At 45.5% G+C, this 16,749-nt stretch carries 11 protein-coding genes; 8 read left to right on the top strand and 3 right to left on the bottom strand.

Going from position 1 to position 16,749, the window contains the following annotated elements:
• The first annotated feature begins 116 nt into the window (after positions 1 to 116).
• From ahcY to MN210_RS05090, 7 genes are all read left to right on the top strand, one after another.
• On the top strand, positions 117 to 1,538 hold the full coding sequence (gene ahcY, locus MN210_RS05120; protein WP_155586878.1) for an adenosylhomocysteinase: 1,422 nt from the start codon (positions 117 to 119) through the stop codon (positions 1,536 to 1,538).
• A gap of 138 nt (positions 1,539 to 1,676) precedes the next feature.
• Positions 1,677 to 2,540, top strand: coding sequence for a methylenetetrahydrofolate reductase (locus tag MN210_RS05115; RefSeq protein ID WP_338412679.1), 864 nt, complete (start codon positions 1,677 to 1,679; stop codon positions 2,538 to 2,540).
• 4 nt (positions 2,541 to 2,544) lie between these two features.
• Positions 2,545 to 3,447, top strand: a complete 903-nt coding sequence (locus MN210_RS05110; protein WP_338412678.1) for a 16S rRNA (uracil(1498)-N(3))-methyltransferase — start codon at positions 2,545 to 2,547, stop codon at positions 3,445 to 3,447.
• 671 nt (positions 3,448 to 4,118) lie between these two features.
• Positions 4,119 to 5,912, top strand: a complete 1,794-nt coding sequence (locus tag MN210_RS05105) for an acyl-CoA dehydrogenase C-terminal domain-containing protein (RefSeq protein ID WP_110816406.1) — start codon at positions 4,119 to 4,121, stop codon at positions 5,910 to 5,912.
• 268 nt (positions 5,913 to 6,180) lie between these two features.
• The gene (locus tag MN210_RS05100; RefSeq protein ID WP_338412677.1) at positions 6,181 to 7,965 is read left to right on the top strand and encodes an acyl-CoA dehydrogenase C-terminal domain-containing protein; all 1,785 of its coding nucleotides are present in this window, start codon (positions 6,181 to 6,183) and stop codon (positions 7,963 to 7,965) included.
• A gap of 238 nt (positions 7,966 to 8,203) precedes the next feature.
• Positions 8,204 to 10,666 (top strand): site-specific recombinase, encoded by a 2,463-nt coding sequence (locus MN210_RS05095; protein ID WP_338412676.1) that lies wholly within the window; start codon positions 8,204 to 8,206, stop codon positions 10,664 to 10,666.
• Positions 10,667 to 10,878: 212 nt separating this feature from the next.
• Positions 10,879 to 11,613, top strand: a complete 735-nt coding sequence (locus tag MN210_RS05090) for a glucose 1-dehydrogenase (RefSeq protein ID WP_011960179.1) — start codon at positions 10,879 to 10,881, stop codon at positions 11,611 to 11,613.
• Between the two features lie 147 nt (positions 11,614 to 11,760).
• Here MN210_RS05090 and MN210_RS05085 read toward each other — a convergent pair whose 3' ends face one another.
• The 3 genes from MN210_RS05085 to pdxA form a co-directional block, all read right to left on the bottom strand.
• Entirely contained in the window at positions 11,761 to 12,597 is an 837-nt protein-coding gene (locus MN210_RS05085; protein WP_110816404.1) for a symmetrical bis(5'-nucleosyl)-tetraphosphatase, read from the bottom strand.
• A 119-nt stretch (positions 12,598 to 12,716) separates the two neighbouring features.
• On the bottom strand, positions 12,717 to 13,607 hold the full coding sequence (gene rsmA, locus MN210_RS05080) for a 16S rRNA (adenine(1518)-N(6)/adenine(1519)-N(6))-dimethyltransferase RsmA (RefSeq protein ID WP_338412675.1): 891 nt from the start codon (positions 13,605 to 13,607) through the stop codon (positions 12,717 to 12,719).
• Positions 13,608 to 13,692: 85 nt separating this feature from the next.
• On the bottom strand, positions 13,693 to 14,817 hold the full coding sequence (gene pdxA / locus MN210_RS05075) for a 4-hydroxythreonine-4-phosphate dehydrogenase PdxA (protein WP_338412674.1): 1,125 nt from the start codon (positions 14,815 to 14,817) through the stop codon (positions 13,693 to 13,695).
• A 462-nt stretch (positions 14,818 to 15,279) separates the two neighbouring features.
• Between pdxA and dnaB the strand changes: the two genes are divergently transcribed.
• Positions 15,280 to 16,719, top strand: a complete 1,440-nt coding sequence (gene dnaB, locus MN210_RS05070) for a replicative DNA helicase (protein ID WP_425605637.1) — start codon at positions 15,280 to 15,282, stop codon at positions 16,717 to 16,719.
• The last annotated feature ends 30 nt before the right edge of the window (positions 16,720 to 16,749 follow it).

Here is a 16,749-nt window from a genome sequence, read left to right as displayed (position 1 = left end):
TGCGCAATAGATTAAGCTGATTTTACTAAATTCATACGCTTTGGTTGCTATTGGCAAACAACGACACCTGCGTTTTCTTCCCCTTAATTTTTTTATTTTCTACCAAGGAGCTCGAGATGGACGCAGTGTCTAACGTCGATTCAAAAACCAATTTAGAAAACTTCCACGACTATAAAGTCGCCGATATCAGCCTAGCCGATTACGGCCGCCGTGAGATTGCTTTAGCTGAAGCTGAAATGCCAGCCTTAATGGGCCTACGCAAGCGCTACAGCGAAGCACAGCCTCTAGCAGGTGCCAAGATTCTTGGTTGTATTCATATGACCATCCAAACCGCCGTACTGATCGAAACTTTAGTCGCTCTAGGTGCTGAAGTACGCTGGACATCATGTAATATCTTCTCAACTCAAGACCATGCAGCAGCGGCTATTGCGGCCAGCGGCGTACCGGTATTCGCTTGGAAAGGCGAAACTGAAGAAGAGTACGAGTGGTGCTTACGTCAACAATTATTTGTCGGCGGTGAAGACAGCGGCCAGCTTTGGGATGCCAACTTAATCTTAGATGATGGCGGTGACTTAACAGCGCTGATTCACAACGACTACCCACAAATGCTTGAGACCATCAATGGTATCTCAGAAGAGACCACCACTGGGGTACATCGCCTAATCGATATGCTTAATAAAGGCACTCTAAAAGTACCTGCCATTAACGTAAACGATGCGGTTACTAAGTCTAAAAACGACAACAAATATGGTTGCCGTCATAGCTTAAATGATGCCATCAAACGTGCCACTGATATGTTACTTGCCGGCCGCCGTGCTCTGGTTATCGGCTATGGCGATGTGGGTAAAGGCTCAGCGCAAAGCTTACGTCAAGAAGGCATGATTGTACGTGTCTCAGAAGTAGACCCTATCTGTGCTATGCAGGCCTGTATGGACGGCTATGAGTTAGTATCTCCCTATATTGATGGTAAAAATACTGATTCAGCAGAAGGCATCAACACTCGCCTATTACAAGACACCGACCTTATTGTCACCACGACAGGTAACTACCATGTGTGTGATAAGCACATGCTTGCTGCTCTAAAATCAGGCGCTGTGGTCTGTAATATCGGTCATTTCGACACTGAAATTGACACTCAGTTCATGCGTGATACTTGGAACTGGGTAGAAATCAAACCACAAGTTCACCAAGTGTATCGCTCAGAAGACCAAAGCGATTACCTCATCTTATTGGCAGAAGGCCGCCTAGTAAACCTAGGTAACGCCACCGGTCACCCATCACGTGTCATGGATGGCTCATTTGCCAACCAAGTCTTGGCTCAAATGTACTTACACCAAGAAAAATTCTCTGAGCTACCCGCTGATGAGCGTGCTAAGGGTCTATACGTAAAAGTATTACCAAAAAAACTTGATGAGGAAGTAGCCGCCGCTATGGTAGCTGGCTTCAATGGCGTTATGACCCAACTAACCCCAGAGCAAGCAGAGTATCTAGGTGTGCCGGTTGAAGGTCCATTTAAAGCTGATGACTATAAGTACTAACCTTAAACCTTTTTAGTATTTAGCGTTAGACAGTAGACGGGTTACATTAAGGGCTGAGAAATGAATAATTTCTCAGCCTCTTATTAAGGCCCTCTTTATTTTATTAAGGCGCTGTATATTTTTTATCAAGGACAGGACATGAATAAGCCAAGATTCTCGTTTGAGTTTTTCCCCACCAAGACCAGTGAGGGCGTAGAAAAGCTCTGCCAAACTTTTGATGCTTTAAATGAATTGGAGCCCAGTTACTTTTCAGTCACCTATGGTGCTGGCGGTACCACGCGTAACCGTACCTTAGGTATCGTAGAGACGCTACAAAATCGCGCCAACACGCCTATTGCCCCGCACATCTCCTGTATTGGTGATGACAAAGTACAGATCTCAGAGTTATTAGACTTCTATAAATCCATCGGCATCAACCGTATGGTTGCGCTACGCGGTGATTTGCCTTCTGGCCAAGTGGGCATGGGTGAGCTGCCTTTTGCAGTAGACTTAGTGCGTCATATCCGTGAGCACAGTGCTGACCATTTTCATATTGAAGTTGCCGCTTATCCCGAAATGCATCCTCAAGCCAAAAGCTTCGACTTTGACATTCAAAACTTGGTGAATAAATTCAATGCAGGCGCAAACTCAGCCATTACTCAGTTTTTTTATAACGCTGAGAGCTATTTATACCTACGTGATGCGCTAGAAAAGCGCGGCGTAGATACTGACAAACACAACCTTGTGGCCGGCATCATGCCCATCATTAACGCCAGCAGTCTGATTCGCTTTGCTGACAGCTGCGGCGCTGATATCCCTCGCTATATTCGTAAGCAATTGGCTGACTATGGCGATGACCGCAAGGCCATTCGTGAATTTGGCTTTGAGGTGGTACACCGCTTATGCGAAACCTTAATCTCTGAAGGTGTACCTGCCCTTCATTTTTATAGTATGAACCGAGTGGAACCCAATAAGCGTCTCGTTGAATCTTTAGGGCTATCTTCTGTCAGCACACAGGCTTAATCAAATGCGTCGTTTTTTTTACAACTCAAGCTTGCACCATAGTGCATCTATTGAGGCCTTGCATCAACGGCCGTTAGGCGACTCACTACGCTTAACCGATGACATTTATCACCATTGGTGCCGAGTGCTACGTGCCAAAGTTGGTGAGCAAAGCTGGATATTTGACGGGCTTGGTGGTCAAAGCTTGGTTGAGCTTGAAAGCATTGATAAAAAATCAGCCACAGTCAAGATTATCCATCAAGATACTGCTGAAAATACTTGCAACTATCATAGCACCATAGCCTTGGTCATGAGCCGTGGGGATAGAATGGATTATGCCATTCAAAAAGCCACTGAACTTGGGGCGACCACCATTCAGCTACTGACCAGCCAGCATGGCGAAGTACGCCTCAAAGCCAATCAGGTGGACAAAAAACTCAGTCACTGGCAGCAAGTGGCATTATCCGCCAGTGAGCAGTGCCGGCTCAATCGCCCCACCTTAATCCTGTCTCCACTGAGTATTGAGCAGTGGCTTCAAGGTGAGATGGGTGCGGTACATCACATGGTGCAGCACTTATATGACGCAGACTATTATCAGTCGTATCTACAGCAGCCTATCCTACCTTTGGTATTGGCGGTGCCCAGTCAACAAGAACAACAAACCCTAGATGTTAACGCTCAAATAACCGATCACTTTGCCTTGGTTAATATAAAGGGCACTAACCCTGACTCTACGGCAGCCTGCCTCCCCCGCTTTGACATTCTCATTGGCGCAGAAGGCGGCTTATCTGAGGCTGAATATCAATTGGCACGCAATACCGGCTACTTGCCGTGGCAGCTGGGCAACCGTGTCCTACGCACCGAGACTGCTCCTGTAGTGGCACTGGCCACGTTGATGTACATCAGTACCAACCCCGCCCAGAGCTAACTTGCAGAGCTAACTTCCAAAGCTAATTTCCAAAGCTAACTTTAAGTGACTTGCTGTCGCTTCGACAATAGTGGCCTATTTATCACAGCTCTATTGGTTTTCTTTGTCACTTCTGCTCAGTCTTACTGCTCATTATCGCGCCTTATCCCTATCCCTATTCCTATCCTTATTCTTATCCTGATACTTCTATATTTCATTGCTGCATTTGGCCTCGCCGCTTAATAAGACGGGGTCAAAACAGGTGCTCACCCCTGTTTTTATATACAGAATTTACTGTTTTTTTGGATGTAAAAACCATTCGATGGCTAATTCAATATATTTTTTGTGACCCATAAGTCTGTGCAACTGCTTGTAAAATAACGGCTTAGCATCTATCTTTTACCTGAAAAGTTTTTATCAGTGATAGCAATAGCCATAGCTTATATTTAGCAGTTATAGTCTTTACTTATAATTTTGTCTCTGCCTATCTGTGGCTGCTGACATTGATAGTTAACAAATTATATAGCTTGTACCCCAAATCATTTTTTATTGATATACCTACCCGGTCTTCAACTGTACTTATTTAAGTGCCCGCTGGTCAGATAAGCCAAAGCGTTAGTGCAAACAATATGATTTGTTCAGTCTAAACCTCTAGGTTTTCAACCAAACTATTATCATTTAAGGATAGCCTCATGCAATATAAAGCCCCTCTTCGTGACATGCAGTTTGTTTTACATGAGCTTTTAGACAGCACTGCACATTACCAAAGCTTAGCGCCATACCAAGAGGTAGAGCGTGACATTATTGACAGTTATATTGAAGCGGCTGCCAGCTTTGCTGAAAACGAAATTGCCCCTTTAAACCGTAGCGGTGACGAAGAAGGCTGTACGTTTAATAATGGTGAAGTAACCACACCAAAAGGCTTTAAAGAAGCGTATAAACAATACTGTGAGCTAGGCTTTGCAGCGCTTGCTGCTGAAGAAGAGTTTGGCGGTCAAGGCATGCCGTTCTCCTTAGGTACTGTGGTTAACGAAATCATGGGCTCAGCCAACTGGTCATTCTCAATGTATCCTGGCCTATCTCATGGCGCGATTGCCACACTTGAGCACCACGGTACGGATGAGCAAAAAGCCATTTACTTAGAAAAAATGGTCACCGGTGAATGGTCAGGCACCATGTGTCTCACCGAAGCGCATGCCGGCTCCGACTTAGGTATTATCCGTACAAAAGCAGAACCTAAAGGCGATGGTACTTATGCCATTACCGGTCAAAAAATCTTCATCTCAGCCGGTGAACATGATATGACTGATAACATCATTCATATTGTATTGGCCCGTTTACCAGGCGCCCCTGAAGGCACCAAAGGTATCTCACTATTTATCGTACCAAAAGTGAACGTTAACGCTGACGGCAGCTTAGCGGAGCGCAACCAAGTCACTTGTGGCTCAATTGAACACAAAATGGGTATCAAAGCTTCTGCCACCTGTGTGATGAACTTCGATGGTGCAACCGGTTACTTAATTGGCCCAGAAAACCGTGGCCTAAACTGTATGTTTACCTTTATGAACGTGGCGCGTATCGGTACCGCCGTTCAAGGTCTGACTGCATCAGAAGTGGCGTTCCAAGGCTCGCTAGAATATGCCAAAGAGCGTCTGGCCATGCGTTCACTATCTGGTGCTAAAGCGCCAGAGAAAGTAGCCGATCCTATTATCGTGCATCCGGCTGTTCGCAACATGCTATTGACCGAAAAAGCCTTCGCTGAAGGTGGACGCGCCTTAGTTTATTATTTGGCCATGTTTGCTGATACTGTGGCCAAAGGCACAGGCGAAGAGCAGCAGTACGCGGATCAAATGCTGTCTTTATTGACGCCAATTGCCAAAGCATTCTTAACAGAAACTGGCTATGAAGCTGCCAACCATGGCGTTCAAGTATATGGTGGTCATGGCTTTATCCGTGAATGGGGTATGGAGCAAAACGTACGTGACACCCGTATCGCATGCTTATATGAAGGCACCACTGAAATCCAATCTTTAGACCTATTGGGCCGTAAAGTATTGGGCTCACAAGGTAAGATGCTGGCCAACTTTACCAAAGTTATTCATAAATTCTGTCAAGAACATCAAGACAATGAAGCGATGGCTGAATTCATTGCCCCTCTTGAAAAGCTAAATACTGAGTGGGCTGAATTAACGGCTCGTATCGGTGAGCAAGCGACCAAAAACCCAGATTCAGTAGGTGCCGCTGCCGTAGACTACATGTACTTCAGTGGCTATGTGACCCTAGCTTACTTATGGGCACGTATGGTTGCTGTGTCTCAAAAAGCATTGGCTGATGGCACCACAGAAACCGGTTTTTATGATGCGAAAATCAAAACCGCTCACTTCTACTACAGCAAGTTATTACCACGCACTCGCACTTACGTAGCCCGTATCGAGTCAGGCGCTGAGCCTTACATGAGCATGGATGTGGATCAGTTTGTTTTTTAATAAACTACTTCTATGATTAGGTACTCATAGCCGCTATATAGCTAGGCCAATAAGTGCTACTCTTGAGACAGTAGCACTTATTTTGCCCGCCCTATCGGTATCAGCCTATGTACTGCTCTCTGTACTACAACATCAGCGACTCTTAAAAGTCGGTCTGTTAAAGCTGACTGTACAAAAATTTGTATCTATAAGTGACCAAACCGTATTCAAGCTTTGTTATAAGCTAAACTTAGCTCAGTACAATTCTAAAAATATTAAAGGACTTTTTATGGCTATTTATAATCCCCCCTTAGATGAAATGCGTTTTATGCTAAATGACGTATTTGATGTTGAAAAATTCTGGCAAGCGAACGAAAATCTAGCTCACGTTGATATGGACACGGTCAACATGGTGCTAGAGGAGATGGCTAAGCTGTCTAAAAACGTATTGCTCCCTTTAAACCGTACTGGTGACGAAGAAGGTGCTACTTATCAAGGTGATGGCGTTGTTACCACACCTGCCGGCTTTAAAGATGCGTTTAAGCAGTATGCAGAAGCCGGCTGGATTGGTCTAGGCGGCGACCCTGAATATGGCGGTCAAGGCTTCCCTAAAATGGTAACCATGTTAACCGAAGAGATGGTTTTTACCACCAACCAAGCTTTCGCTCTTTATCCTAACTTATCTGTTGGTGCGACGCTTTGCCTATTAGCATCAGCTTCTGAAGAACAAAAGCAAACCTACCTTGAAAAAATGTACTCAGGCCAATGGGCCGGCACCATGTGCTTAACTGAGCCGCATGCTGGTACTGACTTGGGCATCATCAAGACCAAAGCTACCCCTAATGAGGATGGCAGCTATGCTATCTCTGGCACCAAAATCTTCATTACAGGCGGTGAGCATGACCTTACTGAGAACATCATCCATTTAGTACTGGCCAAAACCCCCAATGCCCCAGAAGGGTCTAAAGGCATCTCTTTATTCGTCGTGCCTAAATTCATTGTTAATGCAGACGGTAGCTTAGGTGATCGTAACGCATTGGCCGCAGGCTCTATCGAGCACAAAATGGGTATCAAAGGCTCAGCCACTTGTGTGATGAACTTTGATGGTGCGAAAGGCTGGATGGTTGGTGAAGAGAACACCGGTCTTGCCTCTATGTTCGTTATGATGAACTATGAGCGTGTCACCATGGGTCTTCAAGGCCTAGGTGGTACTGAGCTTGCCTACCAAAATGCTGCTGCTTATGCCCTTGACCGTGGCCAAGGCCGTAGTGACACTCAAATCCAAAGCCCTGAAAAGCCTGCTGATGCGATTATTCACCATGCAGACGTACGACGTATGCTATTAAACGCGCGTGCAAACGCTGAAGCATCACGCTGCTTTGCGATGTATGTGGCTAAGCAATTAGATGAATCTAAATTCAGTGTTGATGCTGATAACGCCCAAGCTGCTGCTGCTCGCGTTGCCCTGCTCACCCCTATTGCTAAAGCATTCTTAACGGATAAAGCATTCGAAGCGGCAGTAGACAGCCAGCAAGTATTCGGCGGTCATGGTTATATCCGCGAATGGGGTATGGAGCAAATCGTTCGTGACACGCGCATCTCTCAAATCTATGAAGGCGCAAACGGCATTCAGGCCCTAGACTTATTAGGCCGTAAAATTGCCCGTAACAATGGCAAATACCTAGAGAACTTCTTGGCTGAAATCCGTGACTTCGTTGCTAATATGAAAGCTGATCACGAAATCAAGCAAGCAACGTTAGATGCAGCAGACACCATTGAAGAGCTAACCAAAACCGTTCTGACTAATATCAGCACCCGTAAGAGTGAAATCAATGGTTGTGCGGTAGACTACCTACACGCAATGGGCTACCTATGCTATGCGTTTATGTTCTCAATGATGGTAGAAGCAGCACACGACAAAGAAGGTGAGTTCTATGCGAACAAGCTAAAACTAGCAACCTACTTCGTCGGCCGTATCCTACCACGTATTCATGCTCATGCTGAGATGGTTAAAACAGGCAGCGATCCTATCATGGACTTTGACTTAGACTATTTTGAACAAAATATTAGCTAATTATTTAATACAGCTTTAATTTTCTTAAAATAAGCTATAATTAACCCTCAAATTAGCAAGAAGACAGCTCTCGTAGCTGTCTTTTTTGTCGTAGTGTGTTGCGGTTTTTTTGGTAATAAAAAGTTGCAATAATTTTGTTGATTTAGCGGGTTGCGACGGGCTATATGTCATTAAAGTTATTGTAATTTTTAGGACTTTAAGATACCTTCACACTATCTGATCGAATAAGGGTAACTAAGTGGCAGAATTAAAAGATATTTTGCATAAAATAAATGCACTAAGCGACACCCCTGAGCCTTATGTGCTCAAAAGATTAATTGATACTTTGCGAGTATCAGAGACCGAATATAAAGACAACCCAGCCTGTATTAATGAGCAGATTCGAGCGCTGAATGAGCTGCTACGTAAGCATCCAGAATACGCCAACGGCCTGGCCATATTCGTGTTGACCTTACTAAATAAATACCACCGCATGTCGCTATTTACCGATACCGGTATCTTATCAGATCAAACCTTCTCCAATAGCCTTATGCGCTTAATTGGCCACCGCTTTGTGCCCCTGCTTCCAGAAGATGATTCTATTGTTGAGCTTGTGGCTTATTTATTCGATGGCAAACACGATGAGCGTTGGCTTGCCAGCATCGACAGCCGGCTATGGGATGAGCTGGTCGACTTGGTGATGGTCGATGACGCACACTCTGACTTAGTTGCCACCGCAAAAAACAATATCTTAAATGCCATGGTCATTTTATCTTACCGTGTGAGTGGCATAGGCCTGCACCCTGATTTAATGAAGGCCTATCCGCAGATGCTCGACTATTCTGCTGCCTTTGTGGCACAAAACCAAGAGGCGGTATTGTTTGCCAATGAGTATCGAGAAGCGCATCAATTAGACAACTACAAAGATGTGACACCGCGGCAGCAAATTGACCCTGCCCCACTATTGGTGATGCTTGAGCAGTGCGATAATATCGTGAGTACGGTACGTAAGCGTATTTATAAGACGGGTATCTCAATTCGCTTGACCAATATGCTGCTGCGCCTTGAGCAAAGCCTAAAAAGAATGCGCATCTTAAGTGAGCTGCTCGCTGATAATCACAAAAATCGTGACCGCGCCATCATTGAGCTGGCACAAGCCATTATCGTCAGTGTCAAACGCCGCTACAGCATTGGTTATTTAATCAATAACAACACCAAGCTATTGTCACGCAAAATCACTGAAAATTCGGGTCGTGTCGGTGAGCACTACATCAGCACCGACAAATCCGGTTATAAAAAAATGTTTAAGATGGCGGCGGTTGGGGGCTTTATCATTGCCTTTATGGCCACCATAAAAATCCTGTCTTACGACCTAGATTTGGCGCCTATGAGCCGAGCTTTTGTGAACAGTATGATTTACGGCCTCGGCTTCGTGTTTATTCATATTATTCACGGTACGGTGGCTACCAAGCAGCCTGCCATGACCGCAGCCGCTATTGCCTCTACCATCTCTGACAGCTCGGGCAAAAAGTCGCATCAATTGGCCAAGCTATCAGAGCTGATGGTTGACATCATACGTACCCAATTTATCGCCATCATGGGTAACGTACTTATTGCCATGCCACTGGCGCTCATTATCTCCTTTGTTTGGCTACAAGTCAGTGGTGAGCCTATGATTGGTGGCGATAAGGCAGAACACTTATTGCATGATTTAGACCCTTTTCATTCCTTGGCTATTTTTCATGCTGCCATCGCTGGGGTGTTCTTATTTATGTCCGGCCTGATCGCTGGTTATTATGACAATTTGGCTTTATTTAACAATATCGGTGAGCGTATCAGCCGTCATAAGTTATTGCTTAAGTTTTTGCCAAAACACTCAGTTGAGCGCTTAGGGGTTTTTGTCGAAAACAACTTAGGCGCCATTATGGGTAACTTCTTATTTGGTGTGTTTTTAGGCAGTACTGCCACCGTCGGCTTTATCTTTGGTATGCCGCTTGATATTCGCCATATTGCCTTTGCATCAGCTAACTTCTCACACGGAATGTTCAATATTCCAGCCGATGACTTTGGGTTTGGTCTGGTGATCATTTCACTACTTGGGGTGGTTTTAATCGGTATTACCAACTTATTGGTCAGTTTCTCGCTGGCTATGATTGTGGCCTTACGCTCTAAAGGCGTTAAAGTGGTCGAGTGGAAGACGCTAAGTAAGCTGATGTATACCCATCTGTTTACCCAGCCCCGTGATTTCTTTTTACCGCGTCCTGAGCCGATGAAATATGCCAAAATCGACAGCCAAGGCTATATGATTCATGAAGATACCAATAAGACTCAAAAAAACAAGCTGTTTCCCAAACACTTCGCCGTGCGTCGTCTGTCAAGTGTACGCATCATGCCTGAGGGCGTCAGTATCGATGCCAAGCGCTTAGAGGAAGCCGCTCAAAAAAATGAGTTCCAACAAAAGCTGGATCATAGCGGTGATCAGCCGCCCACAATTGACAAAAAAGTGGTGGTACTTGATGATGCTGAGTTTGAACTGGTGAGCGCAGAAAGCTTAGGCGAGGTCACAGAGGTTATGACGCCTATTGGCGAGGTCACAGAGGTTATGACGCCTATTGGCGAGACCGAAGATATAGACCCTGCTGCCCCAGAAAAACAGGACAAAACCAAAAATGCCAAAACGCCCTTACCTAAACCCAAAAACCCTCCCAAACTGCCTGAGTAATTCGCAAGTTTGGGGGCATGAGTATCACCGCTAACTGTGGTTATTTATGTCCTACAAACCCTAAACAATACCTTGTGCTGCTTGGGCTACTATAGTCTGACCTATTGGGTGTAAAACATCTTCTATGATCCGTCACATAAGACACCATGCGATACTGTGTGTCTTTAGCGATGACACCCAGCATAAATTCACTATAAAAAAGGGAGGGCAAGATGGCCCGTTTACAAGACAAAGTTATTATTATTACTGGTGCAGCACAAGGTATGGGCGAGACCCATGCTCGCCTGTGTCTGACAGAGGGCGCAAAAGTGGTTCTCACCGATATTAATGCCGAAAAAGGACAAGCATTGGCCGCTAAGCTTGGTGATAAGGCACTATTTATTAAGCATGATGTGACCGATGAAGAGGATTGGCAGCACGTTGTGAGCACCACAGAGGCGCATTTTGGCCCCGTTGATGTCTTGGTCAATAATGCCGGTATTACTATGGCAAAGTCGCTATTAGACACCTCATTAGATGAATACCGCCGTATTCTTGAGATTAACCAAGTCTCGGTATTTTTAGGTATGAAATCTGTGGTACCTTCAATGAAAAAGAGTGAGCACGGCTCTATTATTAATATTTCCTCTATTAATGGATTGGTCGGTGGTGCTATCGGCTATACCGACTCTAAATTTGCCGTGCGCGGTATGAGTAAGGCGGCCGCTTTAGAGCTGGCACAGTATGGCATCCGAGTCAACTCCGTGCATCCTGGAGTGATTGCCACACCTATGATTATGCAAGGCGACACCAAGACAGCCGTAGAGAATTTCGCAAAAAGCATCCCTCTAAAACGGGTGGCTCAGCCTGAGGAGGTCAGCGCCATGGTACTGTTCTTAGCCTCCGATGACTCTAGTTACTCCACCGGATCAGAGTTCATCGTCGATGGTGGCTTAACTGCTCAGTAAATACTCAGCAGCGCCTTAAGTGGCCTAAGCTGTGTTTTGGTCAAAAAAATACGATATTATCAACTAAGATAACATCGTATTTTTTATGCCTGTCATTGACTAAAGATAAGCTTAGGTCTGGCATTTACCCCTTGTGTGCTGCAATCCCTAGTCTTTAGGGCAGCGCTCAGAGGCACTAAATATCTTGCCATCTTCTAAGCGATAAGCCACCAAGCAATTGCCCCACACGCAGCCACCATCTAAAGCTCTGGCACTAGGCAAATCCACCTCGGCCTTTAACGCTGCCCAGTGACCGAACAATATCTTACGCTCACGTGGCACTTGCCACTCAAACCAAGGCCGAAAATCAGCAGGCATCTCATCGGTTAAGCTTGACTTAAAGTTAAACTCAAGCGCACCATCTTTTTTGCACAGACGCATTCTTGTGAAGTAGTTGGTAATGGCGCGAATACGAGTAAAGCCATTAAGGTGCTCTGACCACTCATCGGCCTCACCACTATAAAGCTTAGGCAACACTCGGTTTAATTGAAACAAGCTACTAGACAGCTGCGTTTCGACTTCACGGGCATAGCGTTTGGCCTGTTTGATACTCCAGTGTGGTGGGATACCGGCGTGTACCATCACTGTGTGCTCGTTTGGACAAAGCAGCAGCGGCTGGCGACGCAGCCAATTTAACAACTCGTCACAATCAGGTGCATTAATAATATCTTCAGTTTTGTCCTTCTTTTTTAAAGGCGCAAAACCACGCCAAACCGCAATTAAGTTGATATCGTGATTGCCCAGTACCGTGGCAGCAGCGCCCTGCTCACACAGATTTTTGACATGGCGCAAAGTTGACAATGAGTCCTCGCCACGTGCCACCAAATCGCCGACAAACCACAGCTTGTCTTGCTTTGGGTCAAAATCTATCTTATCTAACAACTCAAGATAAGCGGCATAACACCCTTGTAGGTCTCCGATTACGTACTCGGCTCGGTACTTCATAGCATCACTCTATATTAATTGATAGTATTTACTCTTATTGCAGGTGAGTTTTTATAGCAGACACTCTGTGAACCGCTTGTTTATTAGACATAAAACACGATAAGCATCTATCAGCCAGCCTACAGCTGCTCTTGCTCTGCTTGCTTAGCAATCACCAAGTTACTGAGCGCCACAAAATCATTCACATCCAAAGTTTCAGGACGCGCATTGCCATCAATGCCTATGCTCGCCAGATCCTCATCGGTCAACGTGGGCATGAGTGAGGACTGTTTAAAAATAGCACGCAAGGTTTTGCGGCGATGATTAAAGGTTTCGCGCACCACCAAAGCGAACAGTTTTTCATCGTCAGCTTGCACCGGCTTCACTTGATGTGGGCGCAGACGGAACACAGCACTGGTCACTTTTGGTGGCGGATTAAAGGCGCCTCTGGGTACCGTTAATAAATATTGGGTGTCACAAAAATACTGCATGATTACCGATAAACGGCCATATATTTTACTGCCCACTTCTGCGGTAATGCGCTCCACCACCTCTTTTTGTAGCATAAAATGCATGTCTTCAATAATATCGGCATACTCAAGCAAGGTGAACAACAAGGGCGTTGAGATATTGTAGGGCAAGTTACCGACCACACGCAGTTTTTTTGGAATTTCACTGTCAGCATCATACAAGCTATGGTAATCAAATTGCATCGCATTGGCATTCACGATGGTGAAATTTGGATGACTGTTGGCCCCAATACGGATGCGTAAACTGCCTGCCAAGTCACGATCAAGCTCAATGACGGTCATCGCATCAACTTGCTCTAGCAGCGGCTCAGTTAAAGCGCCCATCCCTGGTCCAATCTCAACCAAGTTATCATCACGATTAAGCCCAATAGCGTCAACAATTTCACTGATAATACTGGCATCATGCAAGAAGTTTTGCCCAAAGCGTTTGCGAGGCTGGTGCTTGGCTGCCCGCTGCAGGGTATTGTGTAACGGATGTTTTGTAGTGTCTGATTGCGTCATAAGTCGATATTTATCAATTAAAAAAGGATTTAGTGTAGCATAATTTGCAGTGCTAAAGCGTGAGCTTGTGGCTAAAAAGCTCAGCTTACTTCTGCTGTGAGTGGACCATTGCCTCAGCCATGATAAGCGCTTGCCACAAGCTGCTGCTACTTGGCTGAACATCACTTGTGGCCGAATTGCCTGCCAAATCAAGTGCAGTACCATGATCCACCGAGGTGCGGATATAAGGTAGCCCTAAAGTTAAATTCACCGTATCTCCAAAGCCGTGCGACTTTAATACCGGCAACCCTTGATCATGATACATGGCAATCACCGCATCACAATCTTGTAAGTGACGGGTGGTAAATAAAGTATCTGCAGGCATGGCCAGTGAAATATTCGCCCCTTGCTGCTGAAACTCACGCAGCACCGGATTAATAATATCCATCTCCTCAGTGCCCAGATGGCCGTCTTCTCCTGCATGTGGATTAAGGCCACAGACTAAAATCTTAGGATTTGGCAGGCCAAACTTTTGGCGCAAATCATTCAAAACAATGCGCACTGTCTGACGCACATTGTCTGCCGTTATGGCATCAGCCACTTGTCTTAGGGGCATATGAATGGTGACCAAGGCTACTTTCATGGCACTATTGGCCAGCATCATTACCACTTTTTGGCAGCCACTTTTTTGCATAAAAAACTCAGTATGGCCGGTGAACATACCGCCATCTTCTAAGGTAATACCGGCATCTATTAGCACCGATTTTTGCAGTGGCCCGGTGACAATGGCACTGGCAGCCCCTGACGCTGCCCATTGATGCGCAATTTGTAACTGCTGAACCACCATGGCGGCGTTATTGACATTAAGTTGTCCGGCCACCACAGGCTCAGCACAGCCCACGTGCAGCAAATAAAACTGCGGTAAAGCGTTGCCTTTTGTCTGCCCTGATATCTGCTGCAAGTCATTTACCGACTCAATCCGCTGCCAAAGCGGCCCGCTTAGCTTAGAGACACCGCTACCATAAATAAGCTCAAAGCGCTGCTGTAAGGCGGCCTCATCAGCCAACACGATTAACGGATAGCTCAGCTCGCCTAATTTTTGCTGCATGGCCAATTGTAATAGGATGTCCATCCCTATCCCCGCTGGCTCGCCTGTGGTAACCACCAACGAGGCACTGCTAGGTTTGACATTGATAGAGGAAGTTTTGGTCAGCGGATAAGTTGTGCTCATAAAGGTGGCCTTAATGGTTATCGCATGGATGAATATAGTGATGGTTTTTATATTTGCTGTTAAATGCTGCCAGATGGTTTTAAGCCGTGGCGGTATTAAATTTAGAGTGAGTTTTTGGCTAAAACAATTGTTAATTATGCCTCATTTTTTAAAATAGCAACCCTTTTATGATAACAAAATCTGGCCTGAACCAAGCTTCAATGTGATAAACTTCTAGCCCTAATATACAGCAGCAAAGACAGCAGTGCCGTCATCAAGGCTTTTGTTAATCTAGCCTACTGCCTCAAAAGCATATATTAGCTTAGCCCTTTAAATATAGAGCAATACCCACCATATACCACTCTATCTTCTATTAAAATTATAATGTTTATTGCGTAAAACCTCACTGTCCCTTAGCTTCTTGCCAGCCTAACATGGCCAAGCTTATTTATATTGTAGCCCCCTGATAAAGACCCGAAAATTATGGCCGATAGCAAAAAGAAAACCGCCCCACAACAGAACAATGATGTTGGCTTAACTGATCTACTTAGCCAGCAGCCACCCCATAATATTGATATCGAAAAAGCGTTGATTGCCTCTTTAATGAGCATTGAGGAATCTTTTGATAAGATTTCTGAGATCGTCTCAAAAGATGACTTCTACGCAGGCCGCCATCAGCATATTTTTGCCGCCATTTCGCATTTGGCATTAATTAATGAGCCTTACGACACAGTCATGGTGCATGACTGGCTAAGCTCCCAAAAACTGCTCAAGCAAGCTGGCGGCGAAAGCTATCTGGCAGATATCTTAACCCAAAGCCCCGGCACCTTATTTAACCTAACTGCCTATGCACAGCGGGTGCGTGAGCTGTCTACTTTACGCCAATTAATAACCACTGGCAATGAGATGCTAGCACTCGCCTATGACCCACGTGAGCGCGGGGTGAGTGAAATTCTTGACACAGTAGAGTCTAAAATCTTCGCCATTAACGAGCAGCACAACAAGCGGGCTGAGCAGCGAGGTCCGGTGGATATCGGCTCAGTACTGGTCAACGTCGTCGAACAAATGGATGAGCTTAAAAACAATCCAGACGGTATGATTGGTCTTAAAACCCCCTTTACTGAGCTCAACAACAAGACCCAAGGCCTACAACCTGGGGATCTTATTATCGTCGCCGCCCGCCCTTCTATGGGTAAGACTACCTTTGCGATGAACTTAGCCGAAGGTGTGCTTTTCCACGAAAACCTACCCGTGGTGGTGTTCTCAATGGAGATGCCAGCTGAATCTATTGTGATGCGTTTGCTGTCCTCTTGGGGTCAGATTAACCAAACCAGTCTGCGCTCTGCCCAAATGAATGAGGATGAATGGGCACGCATGATGAATGCCATTACCCACTTGCAAGACAAAAACCTATACATCGATGACAGTACCGCCCTTCCGCCCTCTGAGCTGCGGTCACGTTGTCGCCGTATTGCCAAAAATCATGATGGCAAAATGGGCATGGTGGTGGTTGATTATCTACAATTGATGAAAGTACCCAGCTTAAGCGGCAACCGTGTGGAAGAGATTTCTGAGATTTCTCGAAGCTTAAAAGCTTTAGCCCGTGAATTAAACTGCCCAGTGATTGCCTTATCACAGCTGAACCGAAGCTTAGAGAACCGTCCTAACAAACGCCCTATCATGTCTGATTTGCGTGAATCAGGCGCCATTGAGCAAGATGCGGATTTAATTACTTTCATCTATCGCGATGAGGTTTATAATGAGAACTCAGATTTAAAGGGTGTGGCAGAGATTATTATCGGTAAACAACGTAACGGCCCTATTGGTACCGTTCGCCTTGCCTTTGAAGGTCAATATACTCGCTTTATTAATCTAACGCCGGATCATTATATGGCCGATGCCAGCTTCGAAAATGATGAGTAGTCGTTAGCCGCCTATATAGATCTGACTCAT

The sequence above is a fragment of the Psychrobacter raelei genome, assembly GCF_022631235.3.
In the GTDB taxonomy this organism is placed as follows: domain Bacteria; phylum Pseudomonadota; class Gammaproteobacteria; order Pseudomonadales; family Moraxellaceae; genus Psychrobacter; species Psychrobacter raelei.
This window is presented reverse-complemented; position numbering and strand designations above follow the sequence as displayed.